16 protein-coding genes are annotated in these 18,091 nt (G+C 30.8%); 7 read left to right on the forward strand and 9 right to left on the reverse strand.

Going from position 1 to position 18,091, the window contains the following annotated elements:
- Positions 1-102 precede the first annotated feature (102 nt).
- The 4 genes from ACXIHB_RS06915 (at position 103) to ACXIHB_RS06930 (ending at position 4,374) form a co-directional block, all read left to right on the forward strand.
- Positions 103-441, forward strand: coding sequence for a hypothetical protein (locus tag ACXIHB_RS06915; RefSeq protein ID WP_462099252.1), 339 nt, complete (start codon positions 103-105; stop codon positions 439-441).
- A gap of 193 nt (positions 442-634) precedes the next feature.
- On the forward strand, positions 635-2,995 hold the full coding sequence (locus ACXIHB_RS06920) for a TonB-dependent receptor (RefSeq protein WP_462099253.1): 2,361 nt from the start codon (positions 635-637) through the stop codon (positions 2,993-2,995).
- 19 nt (positions 2,996-3,014) lie between these two features.
- Positions 3,015-3,839, forward strand: coding sequence for a hypothetical protein (locus tag ACXIHB_RS06925; RefSeq protein WP_047788518.1), 825 nt, complete (start codon positions 3,015-3,017; stop codon positions 3,837-3,839).
- Between the two features lie 61 nt (positions 3,840-3,900).
- Positions 3,901-4,374 (forward strand): DUF4625 domain-containing protein, encoded by a 474-nt coding sequence (locus ACXIHB_RS06930; protein ID WP_239179204.1) that lies wholly within the window; start codon positions 3,901-3,903, stop codon positions 4,372-4,374.
- 3 nt (positions 4,375-4,377) lie between these two features.
- Here the strand turns inward: ACXIHB_RS06930 and ACXIHB_RS06935 are convergent, their stop codons facing one another.
- Together ACXIHB_RS06935 and ACXIHB_RS06940 are read right to left on the reverse strand one after the other, a co-directional pair.
- Entirely contained in the window at positions 4,378-5,607 is a 1,230-nt protein-coding gene (locus ACXIHB_RS06935) for a glycosyltransferase (protein WP_462099254.1), read from the reverse strand.
- A 4-nt stretch (positions 5,608-5,611) separates the two neighbouring features.
- Positions 5,612-6,082 carry a heme-binding domain-containing protein gene (locus ACXIHB_RS06940; protein ID WP_047788521.1) on the reverse strand — a complete coding sequence of 157 codons (471 nt, stop codon included), beginning with the start codon at positions 6,080-6,082 and terminating at the stop codon, positions 5,612-5,614.
- Between the two features lie 187 nt (positions 6,083-6,269).
- On the opposite strand from ACXIHB_RS06940, the gene lpdA reads away from it, so the two are divergent.
- The 3 genes from lpdA to ACXIHB_RS06955 all read left to right on the forward strand — a co-directional run bounded on the left by lpdA (position 6,270) and on the right by ACXIHB_RS06955 (position 10,360).
- Entirely contained in the window at positions 6,270-7,670 is a 1,401-nt protein-coding gene (lpdA, locus tag ACXIHB_RS06945; protein WP_073181729.1) for a dihydrolipoyl dehydrogenase, read from the forward strand.
- 143 nt (positions 7,671-7,813) lie between these two features.
- Positions 7,814-8,623 (forward strand): helix-turn-helix domain-containing protein, encoded by an 810-nt coding sequence (locus tag ACXIHB_RS06950; protein WP_239179213.1) that lies wholly within the window; start codon positions 7,814-7,816, stop codon positions 8,621-8,623.
- 63 nt (positions 8,624-8,686) lie between these two features.
- On the forward strand, positions 8,687-10,360 hold the full coding sequence (locus ACXIHB_RS06955) for an alpha/beta hydrolase-fold protein (protein WP_253056209.1): 1,674 nt from the start codon (positions 8,687-8,689) through the stop codon (positions 10,358-10,360).
- Between the two features lie 52 nt (positions 10,361-10,412).
- On the opposite strand, the gene ACXIHB_RS06960 is transcribed toward ACXIHB_RS06955, so the two are convergent.
- The 7 genes from ACXIHB_RS06960 to ACXIHB_RS06990 all read right to left on the reverse strand — a co-directional run bounded on the left by ACXIHB_RS06960 (position 10,413) and on the right by ACXIHB_RS06990 (position 18,025).
- A complete protein-coding gene (locus ACXIHB_RS06960; protein WP_462099255.1) occupies positions 10,413-12,530 on the reverse strand; it encodes a peptidylprolyl isomerase in 2,118 nt (705 codons plus the stop codon).
- 105 nt (positions 12,531-12,635) lie between these two features.
- Positions 12,636-13,928: a hemolysin family protein gene (locus ACXIHB_RS06965; protein ID WP_173359916.1), complete on the reverse strand. Its 1,293-nt coding sequence runs from the start codon at positions 13,926-13,928 to the stop codon at positions 12,636-12,638.
- Complete coding sequence (locus ACXIHB_RS06970) at positions 13,928-14,125, reverse strand: hypothetical protein (RefSeq protein WP_159489762.1); 198 nt, start codon at positions 14,123-14,125, stop codon at positions 13,928-13,930. Before ACXIHB_RS06970 ends, ACXIHB_RS06965 begins: the two co-directional genes overlap by 1 nt.
- The gene (gene lptC, locus ACXIHB_RS06975) at positions 14,125-14,697 is read right to left on the reverse strand and encodes an LPS export ABC transporter periplasmic protein LptC (RefSeq protein ID WP_462099256.1); all 573 of its coding nucleotides are present in this window, start codon (positions 14,695-14,697) and stop codon (positions 14,125-14,127) included. The genes ACXIHB_RS06970 and lptC overlap by 1 nt, the downstream gene beginning before the upstream one ends.
- 9 nt (positions 14,698-14,706) lie before the next feature.
- Complete coding sequence (locus tag ACXIHB_RS06980) at positions 14,707-16,017, reverse strand: hypothetical protein (protein WP_047788527.1); 1,311 nt, start codon at positions 16,015-16,017, stop codon at positions 14,707-14,709.
- 15 nt (positions 16,018-16,032) lie between these two features.
- Positions 16,033-17,301 carry a hypothetical protein gene (locus tag ACXIHB_RS06985; protein WP_073181738.1) on the reverse strand — a complete coding sequence of 423 codons (1,269 nt, stop codon included), beginning with the start codon at positions 17,299-17,301 and terminating at the stop codon, positions 16,033-16,035.
- Complete coding sequence (locus ACXIHB_RS06990) at positions 17,294-18,025, reverse strand: type III pantothenate kinase (RefSeq protein ID WP_462099257.1); 732 nt, start codon at positions 18,023-18,025, stop codon at positions 17,294-17,296. The genes ACXIHB_RS06985 and ACXIHB_RS06990 overlap by 8 nt, the downstream gene beginning before the upstream one ends.
- Between the last annotated feature and the right edge of the window lie 66 nt (positions 18,026-18,091).

The raw sequence follows: 18,091 nt of genomic DNA on the forward strand, positions 1-18,091 counted from the left end.
TCTTATTAGAAAGAAGAAGCTGTTTTTTTAATAAAAATTAACATAATTTAATATAAAAAAATACAACAAGCATTTATTTTTGCCATTTATCAGTTATAAAAAATGAGCTTATATAAAAATAGCATATTTCGTAAAATCACCTCTTTATCATTGGTGGTTCTTCTTATGCTTCCTATTCTTATAAAAGCTACTCATCATCATGATAATGAAGCACACCACCATAACTGTAAAGAAAAATCTACTCACTTACACGAATCGGTAAACGACCATTGTGATATTTGTTATTTTTCTTTTGCTTCTTTTGATTTACCTACACAAAATTTCTCACCAGCTTTAGCTATTCTTCCTAGCAAGACGATAGTAGATAATTACAAGTCAATTATCTTACCTTCTTACCAATGTCTGAATAGAAAGCTTAGAGGACCTCCAACTTACTCATAACATACTAAATTTAGAACATACTTAACTTTCTTGTATTAAGAATTGTTGTAAATATATATGCATATAAACCTACTAAGTCTGTACTGTATTTACCACTTACTTTTTCTATTAGTTAACTATCTGTTCTATATTATTTAATCAATAGTTGAGCGCTTACAGTTCAACTACTACAATTCGTTTAATTCTATTTACAATGACAAAACAAAGCTTAGGTGCTTTATTTTGTGTATTGTTTCATAATATTCTTTTTGGTCAGAACACTAATTCTGTTACTATTAAGGTTATTGATGCAACAACACAAAGTGAGTTACCCAATGCTCACGTGAGTATCGGTTCAAAGCACGCATACACAAACACTAGAGGAAGTAGTACTTTTTTTAAACTTTTAAACAAAGAATACCTCTTAACTGTTACTCATGTTGGGTATGTTACTTATAAAGAAAGTATTTCTCCTACTAATTCAGTAATAGTTATTCCTCTAATACAAGACAATTCAGTATTAAATGAGGTGGTTATTGCACAAAACCCTAAAAAAACACTAACAAAGTTCTCTAGCAACACACAAAGGATTGATGTTGATTTTTTAGAGAAAAACAGGGATAATAGTTTAATGCAAACTCTTAAAGACATACCAGGAGTTAGTACAATAACTATAGGTTCTGGTCAATCCAAACCTACCATTAGAGGTTTAGGTTTTAATAGAGTTGTTGTTGTTGAAAACGGTATAAAACACGAAGCACAACAATGGGGAGCCGATCATGGTTTGGAAATAGACCAATATAATATTGACAATATAGAAGTTACTAAAGGAGCTGCTTCTCTACTCTATGGTTCAGATGCAATATCGGGTGTAATTAGCCTGAAAAACAATTTACTACCTGATGTTAATTCCTTTGCTGGTGAACTAAACCTTACCAATAGAAGTAACAACGATTTTTATGGAGTTTCTTTAGGTGTTAAACAACGTTATAATCATTGGTATTACAAAGCTAGAATAACTCATGAAGATTATGGCGATTATAAAGTTCCTACCAAAAAAATAACGTACGATAATTACATTTTTGATTTGCATAAAAATTACTTACGTAATACAGCAGGATTTAATCATAATGTTGGAGTTTCTATAGGTTATGTATCTGATAATATAAGCTCTATAACTTCTTTTAGTAATGTTAATTCTAAAAACGGTTTTTTTGCTAATGCTCATGGTCTGGAAGTGAGAACTTCTAAAATAGACTACGATGTTGACAATAGAGATATTGATTTACCATATCATAAGGTCAATCATTTTAAAATAACAAATAATACCAGTTTTCTATTCCCCAATTATACGTTAGATGTTGAGCTTGGGTTTCAAAATAATCATCGCGAAGAACACTCAGAACCTGTTCCACATGGTTATATGCCCAAGCCGTCATCTACAATGGAACGCTTATTTAAAAAGAATACCTATAGTCTTAATGTAAAAAGTCAATTACATAACTTTAATAAACATAAAGTTACTACAGGTGTTAATTTAGAGTATCAAGATAATACTATTGATGGTTGGGGGTTTCTTATTCCTGAATATACTCGTTTTACAGCTGGGGCTTTTGTGTACGATCAAATAAAACTCAACGACAAATTATATTTAGATGGTGGTGTACGTTACGATTATGGTATAATAAAAACACAGCCATATTACGAGTGGTTTTTATCTCCTGTTACTGACGAAAACGGAAACACTACTCAGCAACAACTACAGCGTTCAAAAAGAAAGAGCTTAACTTTTGGAAGTTTTAGTGCTTCAGCTGGATTAAGTTATGGACTTAAAAACACATCGTATAAAATAAATATAGGTAAGAGTTTTAGAATTCCACTGGCAAACGAATTGGCTTCAGACGGAGTAAACTATCACATGTACCGATATGAAGAAGGAAACCTTGATTTAGAGCCTGAAAGTTCTTATCAAATAGATGGAGAATTTAAAGCAAAATATAATAAAGCCTCTATCCAGCTTACTCCTTTTGTCAATTATTTTGATAATTATATTTATTTAAGTCCAACCCCTGAGTATTACGAAACACTTCAGAAGTATCAATACAATCAAAGTCGTGTTTTTAGATATGGTGGCGAAATTATGACGCAATATGAACCTATTGATAAATTATCTATTACAGGTTCTTTAGAATATGTAAAAGCAAGACAGTTAAGTGGAAAAAAGAAAAACTTCACACTTCCTTTTTCCCCTCCATTAACAGGAGTTGTTTCGCTTGAATACACATTGAATCCTTGGTCTACTTTTGGAGAGACTAAAATATTCTCTAGTGTACGATTAGTTTCAGATCAAAACAATATTGTTCCTCCTGAAAAAACTACAGGAGGGTATTCTTTATTTAACATCGGTTTACATACTAGTGTAGATCTTTTCTCAAAAAAGCAGCCTCTTAAAATTCAAGGTAGGCTAAATAATATTTTAAACAACAAAGTATTCGACCATACAAGCTTCTACAGACTGATAGAGGTTCCTGAACCTGGAAGAAACTTTTCAATAACAATTATACAAACATTTTAATTATTTAATTTTTTTAATCATGAAAAACACATTTAAATCAGCAATCTTATTTTTCGTAAGTCTTTTAATCATTTCTTGTAGTGATGAAGATAACATCCCAGATACTTTTGATGAAAATATTAATACAGAAAATTTCAAAGGCTTGGAGTTAGGTAATTCTGATTTTGTTTTACCACAATCGAACATAGATGTTCATATTGAATTTGGCTATGAGGGTACTAGCAAAGTTTCTAAAATTTATTTTGACGTAGAAGCTTACGATGTTCCAAAAGTTAAAAACGGTGAACTAATTTGGGAGTTAAAAAACCATTTAGTACCTGTTGACCGATATGAAGGCCAATTAAACCCTCATATACATTACCATGTATATTTTGATGAAGAGAACAAGTACACTCCTTCTTTTACACCTGCTGAAGGGATTTATAAATTCAAAATTACTGTTGAACATGAAGACGGAACTAAAAGTGCTATTACTAAAAAGTTACATATCATTCAAAAATTTAAAGACTTAGAAATTGGGGAGAACAACTCAATCGCTTTTGGAAAAGATGAGTTACACACAGAATTTGAATATGTTTCTGGTAATAATACTGTTACTGAAATTAAATATGAGTTTTGGTTCGAAGAATGGAGAGAAGGACAGAATGTTGAAGTTGGAAAGTGGGACAAAGTAATTACTGTTTTACCTAAAAATTTATATGAAGGAGTTAAAAACCCACACATACATTATCACTACGATTTAATTCCTGGAGCTCCTGTAGGAAACTACTGGTTAAACATTTACGCTAAAGAAAGTGGTGAAAGTGAAACAGTAAAGCTGTCTATTCCTCTTGAAATAAAATAATTATAACTAATTAAAGACTACTTGATTTTCTCAAGTAGTCTTTTATAAATAATAAACTACCATGAAATTATTAAAAATAACAAGCGCTTTACTCTTCTTAACTTTGGTAAACTTTGGTTGTAGTAGTGATTCTGAAGAACCAGATACTGAAAAACCAACTATTACCATAAATTACAACGAAGGGTTTCCTAAATCGTGTGCTGTATTAGAAAAAGGAAAAGAGTACACAATACGTGTAAAAGTGTCTGACAACATAGCTTTGGCCACTTATGCTATTGATATCCACCATAATTTTGATCATCACACGCACGATGACCAAGGTTCTAATTGTGAATTATCTCCTATAAAAGATCCTGTTTCTCCTTTAATTTTTATGGAAAATTACACAATTGATAATAATCTTAAAGAATATGAAATAGCACAAAACATTACAATTCCTACTGATATTGATTCTGGTGATTACCATTGTCAAATTTCTGTAATTGATGTTACTGGATGGCAAAGTAGAACCTCTGTAGATATTAAAATTAAATAAGTTCTATTTTTTATTCTTCTCTTCAATCCACTTGCTCATAAACTTAGTAGTCTGTAAGGTTTGATGTTGCAACAAACTTCCAAGAAAATTTTGTGTACGATGTATTTCAAAATTTTCTTGGATTTTTTTAATCCCCCTAATAAAAGAAACACCTAACTTGTCTTTATCATATAGTGAATTAATTATTTCTATACCTTTTTGTTGAGACTTTTTCCAAAGAATATCATAAGTATATAGCTCTATAGCTTTGTTAGTAAACTTCTCAAAATTATCTTCTATAAATCCGTTCCAAGGTAAGTTGTCATACATTCCTTCTGCTCCTATCGAAGTAGTAACACTTGGAGTTCCACATTCCATTGCTTCGGTTAACTTTCCTTTAATTCCCGCACCAAAACGAATGGGAGCTAACACGACTCTAGCATTTTTAACTACTTCGAGCGCATCTTCTGCAAAACCTTTAATTATAAATCCTTCTTTTGGTTTATGCAATTGTTGAATTTGTTGCGTAACATAGGCTCCGTAAATATGTACTTCTGCTTTGGGTAGTTGTTTTCTGATCTGCTTCCATATTGTTTTTAATTGCAAAACAGCATCGACATTTGGAGCATGAAAAAAGTTACCTATAAACACAAAATGTTTTCGTTCTTCAAACGACTTCCAATTTTTAACCACCTTTTCATCAATCGCATTCAACAAAAAAGGCAAGTGATATAACAAAGCTTCATCAATTTTAAAAACGTCTTTTAAAAGTTCGATTTCATAGGTCGAAATAATCAAACTCATATCACAACGTAAAATAGCGGCTATTTCTCTTTTCGCTTCATTCGATTTCAACAAAGCTTCTGTTGAAAATTGTTTTCCTTTTTTTAATTGTTTATGGCGTGTTTTACGTAAAAAGTGTAAATCTTCTGTATCTAAAATTCGCAAAGCTTTCGGGCAATGTTCTGCAACACGCCAACCGAATTGTTCTTCCATCATAAAACGATCGAACAACACAACATCAGGTTGAAGTTCCATAATAAAATTATCAAAAGAACTTGAATTCAATTCGATAGATTTTTCTTCAATTCCTAATTCAGCTAAGTTTAAAGAGTTTTCAGTTTTTTGAGCTGGTGTGGCAAAAGTAATGGTATAATTATGGTTTTTAAAAACATTGATTAGCTGTAGCATTCGGTTACCAGCTCCTGTTGTTTTTTCTACCCAAACATACCCAATAATTAAAAGTTGTTGCATTAATTTAGTTCGCTAATTGCGTTTGGTAGTTATTTTGAACGCTTTTTGCCCACTCAGTGATTTGTTGTACTTCTTCTTTAGACAAACGAGCATCGGCATGCATCCAAGTATATGAATCTAATGGCATTTTTCCTTTTTCAACTTCTTCCCAAACTTCTTTCATTTTGTGTTCCTTTCTTTTTAAAGAATAGGTAGCCCATTCAGAAAAATTCAATTCTTCTTTTCCGTGATTTACATGATCTGCCAACCAATAATTCACAGGCGTAATACTACTATACCAAGGATAACGTGTTGAGTTACTATGACAATCAAAGCAAGCCGTTTTTAAAATTTTATGCACTGCATCATTTGGCTTGGTTTCTTCTATAAAATACTGAACAGAAGTAATTTCTCCTTCATTTTTTTCTGGTTGAAAAAATTGTACTATTACTAACAATAGTAATAAAACTATGATTATTTTTTTAAAAATTTTCATACAATGCGTTTAAGTTTTAAAGATATGAAAACTAATTTTATCGACAAATAATTGTACTTTTGTACTTCATTTTTACGAAAGCCCAAAATGGGCAATTGCAAACAATGGTTAACATAAACACAAATAGTTGAACTATTAGTAATGGACATTGTGCAATATAAATAGATGAAATTATAAAACACAACTCATGAAATACGATTTAATCGTTATTGGTTCTGGTCCAGGAGGATATATCGCTGCTATCAGAGCCGCTCAATTAGGTTCTAAAGTTGCTATCATTGAAAAATACTCAACTTTAGGTGGAACTTGTTTAAATGTTGGATGTATTCCTTCAAAAGCTTTATTAGATTCTTCGCACCATTACTATGATGCAGTAAATCATTTCGAAGAGCACGGTATCTCTGTAGAGAAACCTTCTTTTGACTTCGGAAAAATGGTAGCTCGTAAAGCAAATGTAGTAGAAACTACTACAGGAGGTATCAAATATTTAATGGACAAAAATAATATTGAAGTTTACGAAGGTTTAGGATCTTTTGAAGATGCTACGCACGTAAAAATCACTAAAAATGATGGTACTGAAGAAGTAATTGAAGGTACTAACATTATTATAGCTACTGGTTCTAAACCATCTTCTTTACCATTTATTACTATTGATAAAGAGCGTGTAATTACTTCTACAGAAGCTTTAAAACTTCCTGAAGTTCCTAAGCACTTGTTAGTTATTGGTGGTGGTGTTATTGGTTTAGAGTTAGGTTCTGTTTACAAGCGTTTAGGTGCTGAGGTAACTGTTATCGAGTACGCTCCAACAATTACTCCAACCATGGATAAAGATGTTTCTAAAGAACTGACTAAAGTTTTAAAGAAACAAGGAATGAAAATTAATGCTAGCCATGGAGTTACTTCTGTTGAAAGAAATGGTGACGAGGTTGTAGTAAAAGCTACTAATAAAAAAGGTGAAGAGGTTACTTTCACCGGAGATTACTGTTTAGTTTCTGTAGGTCGTCGTCCGTATACTGAAGGATTAGCTTTAGAAAAAGCGGGTGTAAAAGTTACTGAAAGAGGGATGGTTGAAGTAAATGATCATTTACAAACTAATGTTTCTAACATTTATGCAATTGGTGATGTAGTTCGTGGAGCTATGTTAGCGCATAAAGCAGAAGAAGAAGGTGTTGTGGTTGCTGAATATTTAGCTGGACAAAAACCTCATATTGACTATAACTTAATTCCTGGTATTGTTTACACATGGCCAGAAGTAGCGGCTGTTGGTAAAACTGAACAAGAATTAAAAGATGCTGGTATTGATTATAAGTCTGGAAAATTCTCAATGCGTGCATTAGGACGTTCTCGTGCAAGTGGAGATTTAGACGGATTTGTAAAAGTATTGGCTGATAAAAACACTGATGAAGTATTAGGAGTTCACATGGTAGGTGCTCGTGTTGCTGACTTGATTATGGAAGCAGCTGTAGCAATGGAATACAGAGCTTCTGCGGAAGATTTAGCTCGTATTTGTCATGGACATCCAACCTACTCTGAAGCTGTAAAAGAAGCAGCGAAAGCAGCTTGGGATGGTAAACCATTAAACGCTTAATAAAAAAGCTTTAAACATACTTTAAAAAGCAATCTCGTATGAGGTTGCTTTTTTACTTTACTTCAATTGGCTAACTTTTCTAAGTTTTACTAAATTCGTCTTTTTTATAAAAATATAGACAGAAAATACCTAACTTATAATTAATGAATAATGTCTTTGAAACTTTTAGACCAAAAAACCCTATAATAGCACAACATGTCCATTATTATTATTTGGATGTAAAACCACAAAATAAAAAAATAGAGTTTGATTGCTATCCACATTTCAATAATTCCATCTCTCTTTACAACTCACATTTTAGTCCTGAAATTGGAAAAATAGTTTTTAAAAATGATACTAATCCTCTTCAAATTTTCACTCCTTTAAGAGAAAATATTTTTAATGTCACACAAATTGGTAAAGTACATAGAATTGTAATAATTTTCAACCCTTTGGGTATTCATCAATTTTATAGGGGGTTATCTTTTACATATTTTATAACAAAATTCAATTTCTTTTCTGAACTTGAACTTAACGCTCTGTTTAGCTCACAAAATATTAACACTATTGCAGGATTATTAGACCAATTTTTATTTCGTAGATATGTAGCCTATAACAATACTATTTTAAATAATGCTATCGAGGTAATTTTTAACAATTTTGATACTATAACTATTGAATGTTTAGCTTCTAAATTAAACGTGAGTAGAAGGCACTTAAATAGACTTTTTAATTCTCATTTTGGTGTTTCAGTCAAAAAGTTCAACAAAATTGTACTCTTTAGAAAAACTTTAGAAAAAAAACTCTTAATCGATTCGGAACAAAGTTTTACTTCTTTGGCACATGAGTTCAATTATTTTGATCAATCACACCTTACTAAACTTTTCAAGAGCCTTACTTTAAGTTCCCCTAAAAACCTTATAAAAAAAGGAACACAACTTGGTAATGAAGATACTTTTTGGCATTTAAAATAGCTACCGTCCCATTTTTACAAGTTTCATTTCTTTTTTGCAATTACATTTGTAAAAAAAACAATAATGAAATTACTATTTTACACCTTCTTCTTTTTAGCTTTTATATCAACTAATGCTCAGACCACATATTCTGAACTAGTAAAAAAAGCTATGAAAACAATGAATACTTCAAAAGACACTACCTCTTACAAAAAAGCATTAAGCTTATTTGAAAAAGCTTTTGAAAAGTTTCCTGATAGTATTACCGATACTGAATTATACTATTCTTCTATTATTGCTGCTGATTTAAAACAAAATAATAAAGCTTTCAAATACTTAACTCCTCTATCTGAATTAATAGAAGATGAAGACGGTTATCCTGGTTGGGACTATGTTGTTGGTGAATATGCAGATGAAGATTACAAAAATATTCAAAACGACAAAAGATGGACAAAATTAAAAACTAAGGCTTTAAAAAGAAAAACTAAATTCTTTAGTAATCTAAAAAAATCAGAAGTAGAGTTTTTCAATACTTTAAAAATAAGTATTCCTGAAACCTTAAAGAGCGAAACACTTTTTAAATATTTAAAAGAATTTAATCCCTATATAACAAAACAACAACAAAGTTATTCTATAAGCTTTAAAATAAACGATTCTTTAAAAACATCTTATTACGTTCATTTACCCCAAAACTATACTCCTAAAAAAGAATATCCTGTCCTTATTTTTTTACATGGAGCTGTAAGACATACTAAACTTTCTGACTTTGAAACAAAGAAAAACCTAAAGTATTGGAACAGATATTATACAAAGTATGCAGATAAAAATAATGTTATTTTAATTTTTCCTAAAGGAAACAAAAAGTATAATTGGATGACCTCTGATGCTGGTTTTTTTATGGTGCCTTCAATTGTAAGACAATTAAAAAAAGCTATCAATATAAACGATGATAAAATTTTTATTTCTGGACATTCAAATGGAGCTACTGGGGCATTTTCATATTTAATGAAACAGCCTAATATATTTGCTGGATTTTATGGTTTTAATACTGAACCAAAAGTGTATACGGGTGGAACTTATATTGAAAACATATTAAATCGTTCATTCATTAATTTTTCTACCGACCAAGATTACTATTATCCTCCAAACGCTAATGATAATTTAGTTAAGTTAATGAAAAGTATAGCCGCAGATTATAAGGATTATCGATATAATGGTTATCCTCATTGGTTTCCTCAATTTGATGCTTCTGAGTCTGCTTATAAAATTCTTTTTTCAGATTTAATGAAAAGGAAAAGAAATCCTCATCCAAGAAAAATAACTTGGGAGTTTGATGATAATAATTATGGAAGTATTGATTGGTTAACTAACATACAACTTGACACTTTACAAAAGAAAACCTCTTGGCATAATAATTTAAATTTTGACATTAAAAAGTGGCTTACATATAATGAAAAAGATAGCTTAATAGAAAAAATTGTAGATAAAAAAGCCTTTGACTTTCCAAGAAAATCAGGAAAAATAATTGCTTCATACCAAAACAATACCTTCACCATTAAAACTTCTCGAATCAAATCTTTTAGAATTAATCTTTCTCCAGAAATGGTTGACTTAAGTAAGAAAATAACAATTTATGTTAATGGCAAGTGTTACTTAAAAAAAAGAATTATATATGAAAGAGAGTTCATGATAGAAAATTTTAAAGAGAATATGGATTATAAACGGATTTGGGTAAACTTTATCAAAATCACCATATAAAAAATCCCGAACTGAATAGTTCGGGATTTTTTTATTGGTATGACGTTATTTCTTATTGAATTCCGTAAAAAGAACTCATGTTATCTTCAATTTCAGACGCTTTTTTAACCGCCTCATACATTTGAAATGTCTTATTCTGTCTTTCAGCAACAATACGCTTTCTATATGTGTCATAGTTAGGTAATGCTGTTGGCTCTTCTCTCTTTTCTACTACAAAAGCAAATACACCTTTATCTCCTGCAACATTTTTAACCACCTTGTTTTCTTTAGCGTTCATCATTGCTCCTACTACTTTAGGCTCAAATCCTACACCAGAAATTGTTGGTGATTGTAAGTTTACATCGGTTGCTGCTCTCACTGACTGACTCACAGATTTTGCGATTTCTTCTAAAGTAGCTCCGCTCATCTTATCTTCAATCATTTTGGCTTTTCTTTCGTTCGTTAATATAGGACGAACAGAAGTAATTGCCTTATCAACAGGCATTAAACCTTTAGCTGTTTTTGCTGTTAGTACCGCTACAATATATCCTCCTTCAACATCAAAACGCTTGTAACTTCCTTCTTCAGTCTCTGGTTCAAAAGCCCAAGTAATAATTTGTCTTTCGTTACCAACTCCTGGTACGTTTTCATCTAAAGATTTTAATCCTACTGCTGGTAGTGAAGTTAAGTTTTTTTCTTTTACAGCTTCTTCAAAAGCTTTTCCATTAGCTAATTCTAAAGCAAATGTTTCTGCATTTTGGAATACTGCATTCTCCGTTTCTTCTGAAGCTTCTATCTTACGTCCAAAAGTAGCTAACTTCACTACTGGTTGAAAATTCTTTTGCCCATCAATTTTAATTACATGGAACCCAAATTGAGTCTTTACAACTCCCATATCTCCTTCTTTACCTTCAAAAACAAAATCTCTGAATGATGGTACCATTCTATTGTAAGCAAACCAATCGTAAAATCCTCCTTTTTCAGCAGAACCTTGATCAGATGACATTTTTTTAGCTAAATCTGCAAACTTAGATTTATCTGCTTTAACAACAGCTAATAAGCTATCTGCTGTTTTCTTAGCTTCCTCTTCCGTTTGAACAACAGTAGCATCAGCACTAGCAGAACCAACAAAAGGAATTAAAATATGACTTGCTTTCGCAGAGTCTGGTAATTGTTTTACCTCAGTAATTTTAGATAACTTAAAGAATCCTGCATCTTTGTATGGTCCGAATACATCACCTTCATTTCCATTGAAAACCTCTTCTGCAATTACTTGAGGAACTTGTATTTTAAATTTATAACTATTATCTAATCTTAAATCAGAATCATTTTCTTCTAAAAATTCATTGTAGTTAGTAGTATTTTTTAACCCTTTAACTGGAGTGTTATTTACTACAGAATCATCAATTAATTTGGCCACATTAGCTTTAATAGCTTCTTCATCTTTTGTTGAAGGTTCGATATTAAATTTTACAAAGTTAATGTCTCTTGAAGCTTCTACTTGAAAAGCATCTTGATGTTGGTTTATATAATTTTGAATATCGCTTTTCTTTAAAGTTACTAAGCTATCTGCAATTGTTGTATAAGGTACATATACATACCTACCAGATACTTTTGTGTTTTCAGTTAAATATCTAGACTCACCTTCTTTTAAAGAAGCTCCTAAACCAGCAGCTACTAAGTTGTCGTATGTTGTTTTTTCTATGTTACTTTTAATAGAAGCCATGTAATTTTGCCATGCAGCCCATTCTTGTCCATTTTCTTCTTTTATAGTAGCTAAATGTTCTTTTAACTTGTTTTTATCGAAAATACCTGAAGTTTGGAATCTAGCATCATTTTGAACTACAGGAGTTTCATATAAGGCATTTAAAATATCTACATCTCCTACAGTAATTCCAGCTTCTTCTAATTGTTTTTTGTATATTTTTTGACGGATTAAATTATTCCATACTGCCTTTGCTGCTTGCATCTCAGACATACTATTTCCTGTTTGCGCTTTGTAAGCTTCTAGTGCTTCAGCAAACTCTTGACGAGAAATGGCTTCTCCATTTACTTCACCTATTTCGTTTACTTTACTTGCGCTGAAAAAATCTGATATTGTAGAAGGGTCTAATACAAAAGCAAAAAGTGCTAAACCAATTACAAGAATTAAGAACATTGAACGTTCTCTAATTTTCGATAAAATTGCCATACGTAATTTATTTTATTAACAGTGTGCGAAAATACAATTTCACATTAAATAATGCAATGTTTTTTTACGCTGTTTTTGAGGGAGTTCTAAGTAAATGAGGCTAGCTTAATCTTCTTTATAGATTACTTTAAAATAAATTTCATCAATCTTAGTTGCACTTACTTTTAAAATTTTGATTTGGAAGTTTTCTATATCTAATACCTCATCTTGTAATGGTATTGTTTCTGTATGGTTTAAAATAAAACCTCCTAAGGTTTCATAAGCTTCTTCTTTAGGAATTCCTAAACCATATTCTTCATTTAAATAATCTACCTCTAAACGAGCTGAAAAATTAAATTCATACTCACTAATTCGTTCTTCTAATAATTGTTGCGTATCATGTTCATCTTCTATTTCTCCAAATAACTCCTCTACAATATCTTCAACTGTAATAATACCTGAAGTTCCTCCATACTCGTCAACTACAACTGCAATACTTTTACGCTTTTTTATTAAATTATTAAGTACATCATTAATAATCATTGACTCAGGAACAAACTCTACTGGTAACAAAATCGACTTAATAGTACGTGGTTTTTTAAAAAGCTCAAAGGCATTTACATACCCTAAAATATCATCTAATGAATTTTTATAAACCAAGATTTTCGATAACCCAGTTGTAATGAACATTTTTTTGAGATTACTTACCGTTTCGTGTAAATCAACCGCAACAATTTCTGTCCTAGGCACCATAATTTCACGAGATTTAACCTTATGAAACTCTAATGCATTTTGAAATATTTGAATTTCTGAATCAACTTCTTCTTCATCGTTTCCTGAATCTAACTGTTCTAAAATATAATTCCCTAATTCTTCTTTACTAAATTCGGTCTGAATTTCATCTTCTTTTGTTCTAAAAAATACATGTAGAAAAAAATCTGATATTCTGGTAATTACCCATGTAACCCCATAAAAAATAACATAAAAAATATAAGCTGGTAGTGCAAAGAACTTTAGCATTTCGTTTGCATAAATTCTAAAGATAGCTTTTGGCAAAAACTCTGCTGTTACCAATATAATTATAGTCGAAATAAGGGTTTGAGTTAATAAACTTACGTCTGATAACACATAGTTTACAACCGCATAATCTGATGGTAAAAAAGATTGAAACCATTTCATTAACAGCTCTCCCATAAAGTAACTATAAATAACTAAAGCTACATTATTACCTACTAACATAGTGGTAATAAACTTTGAGGATTTTTCAGTTAGCTTAGTTAGAATTTTAGAGAGCAAACCGTCTCCCTTTTTTTCTAACTCTATGTGAAGTTTATTTGCAGATATAAAGGCTATTTCCATCCCAGAAAAAAAGGCTGAAAATAAAATAGAAGTAAGAATTATTAAGAGTTCGGGTTGCATTAACGTTCTTTGTTTCTTTTTTCTACTTTTCTTCTAAAGTGTCGTTTGAAGAAGAAAATTAATATGATAAAGATAGCAAATCCAAACATAATAAATGCTTCTTGTCTGTCTGAATTCCATTTAAAGATTCCTTCAACAAAAAAGATTACTCCTATAATCAAGTATCCGTATTGTAAATATTTCCAAAGTGCGTTCATTATATATCTTTTTGTGTAGTTTCTACATCTCCAGTAATATCTTTAGCTATCCATTTAGTTAAGTCTTCGCTCGACTCAAATCCAAAACCATTAATTACAGATTCAGGTGTTGTAAATCGAAAACCGTCTTCTGTAAAAAAATAATGCTCCTTTTGATCCCAAAACAACTGGTTAGTTTCTAATTTTGTTTGATTGCTATGGTTAGTGATAACAACATTACCTCTAATTTCAGATATTTTTGTTTTATTATAGGTTAATGCATAATTACCAGAAATTGTTGTTGAATCTGCTCTTTTTTTTTCTATTGTTACTATTTCTATTCCTTTTGGAAACTCACTGTAAGGGTGTTCTTTTCTATTTGAATAGTCATAAAAAATAGGTGCTTTTGTTTTTGAACTTATTCTTCCAGAATCTTTGTGAACATGATAAATATTTACTGCCGAACCTACTGGTAAATTTTTATCAGCAAGAAAATCTCGCACCTCCTTTTTAGAATTAGTACAAGAAAAAAACATTGCTACCAAATAAATGGTAGCAATGCTATTGTATATATGTTTTGCTCTTTTAAGCATTAACTTCTATTAAGGTACACGAACAGTTTCTCCAATCCAACATCCTACTCTATAACTTGCACCTGAAGACATTCCTTTTTGGAAAATTAACTTTTTAGATGGTACATTTTTTTTGTAACTAGAAATATATCTTCCTGCTCCACATCCTGGATCAACTTTTTGTGCTTTTAAAGCTTTATTTAAGGCTGCTACATATACCATTCTTTTTTCAAACTCGTCGCTACCACATGAATTTGCGCTTCTTTGGTATAAACTTGCAATAAACAAATATGCTTTACCCATATTAGGATTGTATTTCAAAGCTTCGTAAGCTAAAGCTCTTCCTCTACTTCCACCAGCATTTTGGGCTTCTCTTAATTTATACTTGGCTTTTTTAAATGGATCTGTTTCTAAGTCAAATGCTTTTTTTCTCATCTCAGCAGCTCCACCTTTATCTCCATTTTTAGCCAAAACTCCTGCTAAGAAGTTATATGCATCTGCAGACTGTGTTACTTTAGCATACTCGTTTGCTAATTTTTCAAATAAAGGATCTGTTTGACACTCTTTGTTATACATTCTTGATACTGCTCTTTTTAACCAAACACCATCAGTTTTATTTTCTTCAAAATCTCTAGAATAAATAGGTATTAATCTCTCGCAAGTTGCTATCTTAGATATTTTAGCGTCTAAACCACCTTCTACTTGACCTAATGAAGAAGAGTTAATAGTATATGCTCTTAAAAGACTCTTTTCTCTTGATGTAATAGTACCCACAGAATCTTTCTCTTGTAACTTTGCTATCTTCTTACTGTAATCTTCCAGCTTTTCATCAACCGATTCCATTACATCATCATAAGTATCAAATACTTTTTGTGGATTTGTATCTTGATACTTATCAGCTATCATTTGGAAGTATCTAAAGATATTTTTTACCCCCATATCTTTAGGAGAAATATCATAAGCCTTTTTTAAGATTTCAAAAACTTCATCATCAGAAGCTAATTTATTATCTATTAAAAACTCAGCGTAATCACTATGCGCTTTTGCTGCCCCTTTCTTTGGATAATTAGCTAATCTTGTTTCATATACTTTTTTAGCTAAAACAGGATCTTTTAAGTTCTCTGCAACTTTTGCTCCATACTTGTATATGTTAATAGACAATGTAGCACAGTTATCTAATAAGTATTCTAAATTAGGTTTTGCTTGGTCATATTTTTTAGTTGTAGCATCTCCTTTAAAAAGATTGTATTTAATATGACACTCTTGACTTGCTTGCGCTTTCGCTCCACTTACGGCTACAAACAAAAATAATCCTGTTAGTAAATACGTAATTTTTTTCATCGTTCTCAGTTTATGTTAATCTATTCGTGTTTTTTGGAACCACTTAATACTATTTAAAGATAAACTTAATCTTACATTAAAGTAGTCTTCTTTTATTAAGTTATTGTTAGTAGTACCTCTTTGCCCATACTCAAACCCTATATTAACGTTTGATAGTTGTCTTGGCAACGGTAATCCTAATCCAACATTTATGCCAAAGTCTTTCACAGAAGTAAAATTATCGGTAGTTTTAACTAGCAATCCTGTATCTTCAAAACGCAAACCTGCCCTATAAGTAACTCTATCCCAATAACTTGAAATAGAATTTATTTTCGGTATAAAATATCCTCCTATTGCAAATTTATTTGAATCTTCATATTTATGAGATGATCCATCTGCTATAAAAACACTATTACTTTCTAAAGCTGTTTGAAATTCTTGATTAATTCCTACATACCATTTATTTTCTTTTCCTAAACCAAAACCATAAATACTTTTTAAAGGCATGTTGATATTACCATTTAAAGTTCTATTGAATAGTTCATTTCTAGGAACTTCTTGCCCTGATCCATTAAATGACAATGAATACATTTTCTCAGATCCTTTAGCAGATAAATCTGTAGACAAAATAAATGATGCTCCTGTAGATAGTTGTAGTTTATTTTTAAGTTCTGTTTTATATTGTATACCTAACTTAAACTGTCCTCCTCTTAAATTGAAAGACTCTTCATGTTTAGTTGCTAATGCTACATCTGCTCTTTGATTTAAAACGCTATTATCTATGCTTCCAAAAATAAATCCCGCTTCAGCACCAATAGACAAGCCTTTATAAACATACATACCATAACTAGCATATATCTTATTGGCTCCTCCTTCACCTGTGAATAAAGTAACATTATCAGCATTTTCATCATTTAGCAAAGAGTAGCCTACAGATGAAAAAGGTTGCAAACCAATAGATAAACCTGCATTTTTTCCTACAGGAAAACCTAACGATATATATCTTAAGTTTGTTGAGTTACCTGTTTGAGAAGCATTTTGTTCTTTAACTGTTAAAAAAGTCAAACTACCACCTATTGCGTAGGTTGCTGCTTTTAAATCAGCATTTGAAGCTGGGTTTGTAAAATTTAGGTGATGATAATCTTTCATTGCAACACCTATACCTCCCATAGAAGCTTGTTCTACTGTTACTGCCTCAAAACTCTCACCAATACCAAAATAAGAATAAGGTGATGCACTATTTCTTTGTGCTATTATTACTGATGAAGTAAGTACAAAAACTCCTAATATAAATCTCTTAATCATTCGCTAAATTGTGTATCAAAATAGTATGTAACCCCTCCAAAACAAAATTTGGATGGGCAAATATGACACTTTTTAATTGTTTTGACAAAAAATATGTATCTCCTCCTGTTAAAACTACTGTTAAATGTGGATATTTTTTTTGATATTGTACTATAATCCCGTCTATTTCATTACAAACTCCATTGATAATCCCTGAATGAATTGAACTTTCTGTATCTGTACCAATAAAGTTTTCTAATTCTTTTGCTTTTAATAACGGTAACTTAGAAGTAAAAGTATATAGTGCCTTATACCTCATAGTTATCCCCGGTGAAATAGCCCCTCCAAGATAATTTCCTTCATCTGTGATAAACTCATATGTTATACAAGTACCAGCATCTAGTACCAATACATTTTTATTTGGATATTTTTTTATCGCTGCTGATGCCAATGCTATCCTGTCTACTCCTAATGTTTTTGGCGTTTTATATAAGTTCTTAAATGGAACTTTGGTATTTGAGTCTAAAAAAACCGGATTCAAAAGTTCAGCTATTTTTTTCGTTTCCTCATCTGTAAAATTAGCTACAGACGATATAATACTATTCGAAATTGAAAAATTTGAAATTATTTTTTTTAGCTCTGAAATTATATTTGTTTTTTCAAAAGTAAAGACTTCTTTAATAGTATCTATTTCAAAAACAGCTACTTTAACTCTTGTATTTCCTACATCTATAATTAGGTACATATTTCATTTCTTAGATCTTGTAAATTTACGTTACATTTTTTTAAAGTTTTTACTTTGTATAATTAA

This window comes from Tenacibaculum sp. IMCC1, assembly GCF_054906355.1.

Bases quoted from the DNA above. Each gene is read 5' to 3' on its own strand.
- ACXIHB_RS06920 (WP_462099253.1), top strand. From the start codon at position 635: ATGACAAAACAAAGCTTAGGTGCTTTATTTTGTGTATTGTTTCATAAT.
- ACXIHB_RS06950 (WP_239179213.1), top strand. From the start codon at position 7,814: ATGAATAATGTCTTTGAAACTTTTAGACCAAAAAACCCTATAATAGCA.
- ACXIHB_RS06935 (WP_462099254.1), bottom strand. From the start codon at position 5,607: ATGCAACAACTTTTAATTATTGGGTATGTTTGGGTAGAAAAAACAACA.
- ACXIHB_RS06965 (WP_173359916.1), bottom strand. From the start codon at position 13,928: ATGCAACCCGAACTCTTAATAATTCTTACTTCTATTTTATTTTCAGCC.
- ACXIHB_RS06990 (WP_462099257.1), bottom strand. From the start codon at position 18,025: ATGTACCTAATTATAGATGTAGGAAATACAAGAGTTAAAGTAGCTGTT.
- ACXIHB_RS06930 (WP_239179204.1), top strand. From the start codon at position 3,901: ATGAAATTATTAAAAATAACAAGCGCTTTACTCTTCTTAACTTTGGTA.
- ACXIHB_RS06960 (WP_462099255.1), bottom strand. From the start codon at position 12,530: ATGGCAATTTTATCGAAAATTAGAGAACGTTCAATGTTCTTAATTCTT.
- ACXIHB_RS06970 (WP_159489762.1), bottom strand. From the start codon at position 14,125: ATGAACGCACTTTGGAAATATTTACAATACGGATACTTGATTATAGGA.
- ACXIHB_RS06955 (WP_253056209.1), top strand. From the start codon at position 8,687: ATGAAATTACTATTTTACACCTTCTTCTTTTTAGCTTTTATATCAACT.
- ACXIHB_RS06940 (WP_047788521.1), bottom strand. From the start codon at position 6,082: ATGAAAATTTTTAAAAAAATAATCATAGTTTTATTACTATTGTTAGTA.
- ACXIHB_RS06915 (WP_462099252.1), top strand. From the start codon at position 103: ATGAGCTTATATAAAAATAGCATATTTCGTAAAATCACCTCTTTATCA.
- ACXIHB_RS06985 (WP_073181738.1), bottom strand. From the start codon at position 17,301: ATGATTAAGAGATTTATATTAGGAGTTTTTGTACTTACTTCATCAGTA.
- lpdA (WP_073181729.1), top strand. From the start codon at position 6,270: ATGAAATACGATTTAATCGTTATTGGTTCTGGTCCAGGAGGATATATC.
- ACXIHB_RS06925 (WP_047788518.1), top strand. From the start codon at position 3,015: ATGAAAAACACATTTAAATCAGCAATCTTATTTTTCGTAAGTCTTTTA.
- lptC (WP_462099256.1), bottom strand. From the start codon at position 14,697: ATGCTTAAAAGAGCAAAACATATATACAATAGCATTGCTACCATTTAT.
- ACXIHB_RS06980 (WP_047788527.1), bottom strand. From the start codon at position 16,017: ATGAAAAAAATTACGTATTTACTAACAGGATTATTTTTGTTTGTAGCC.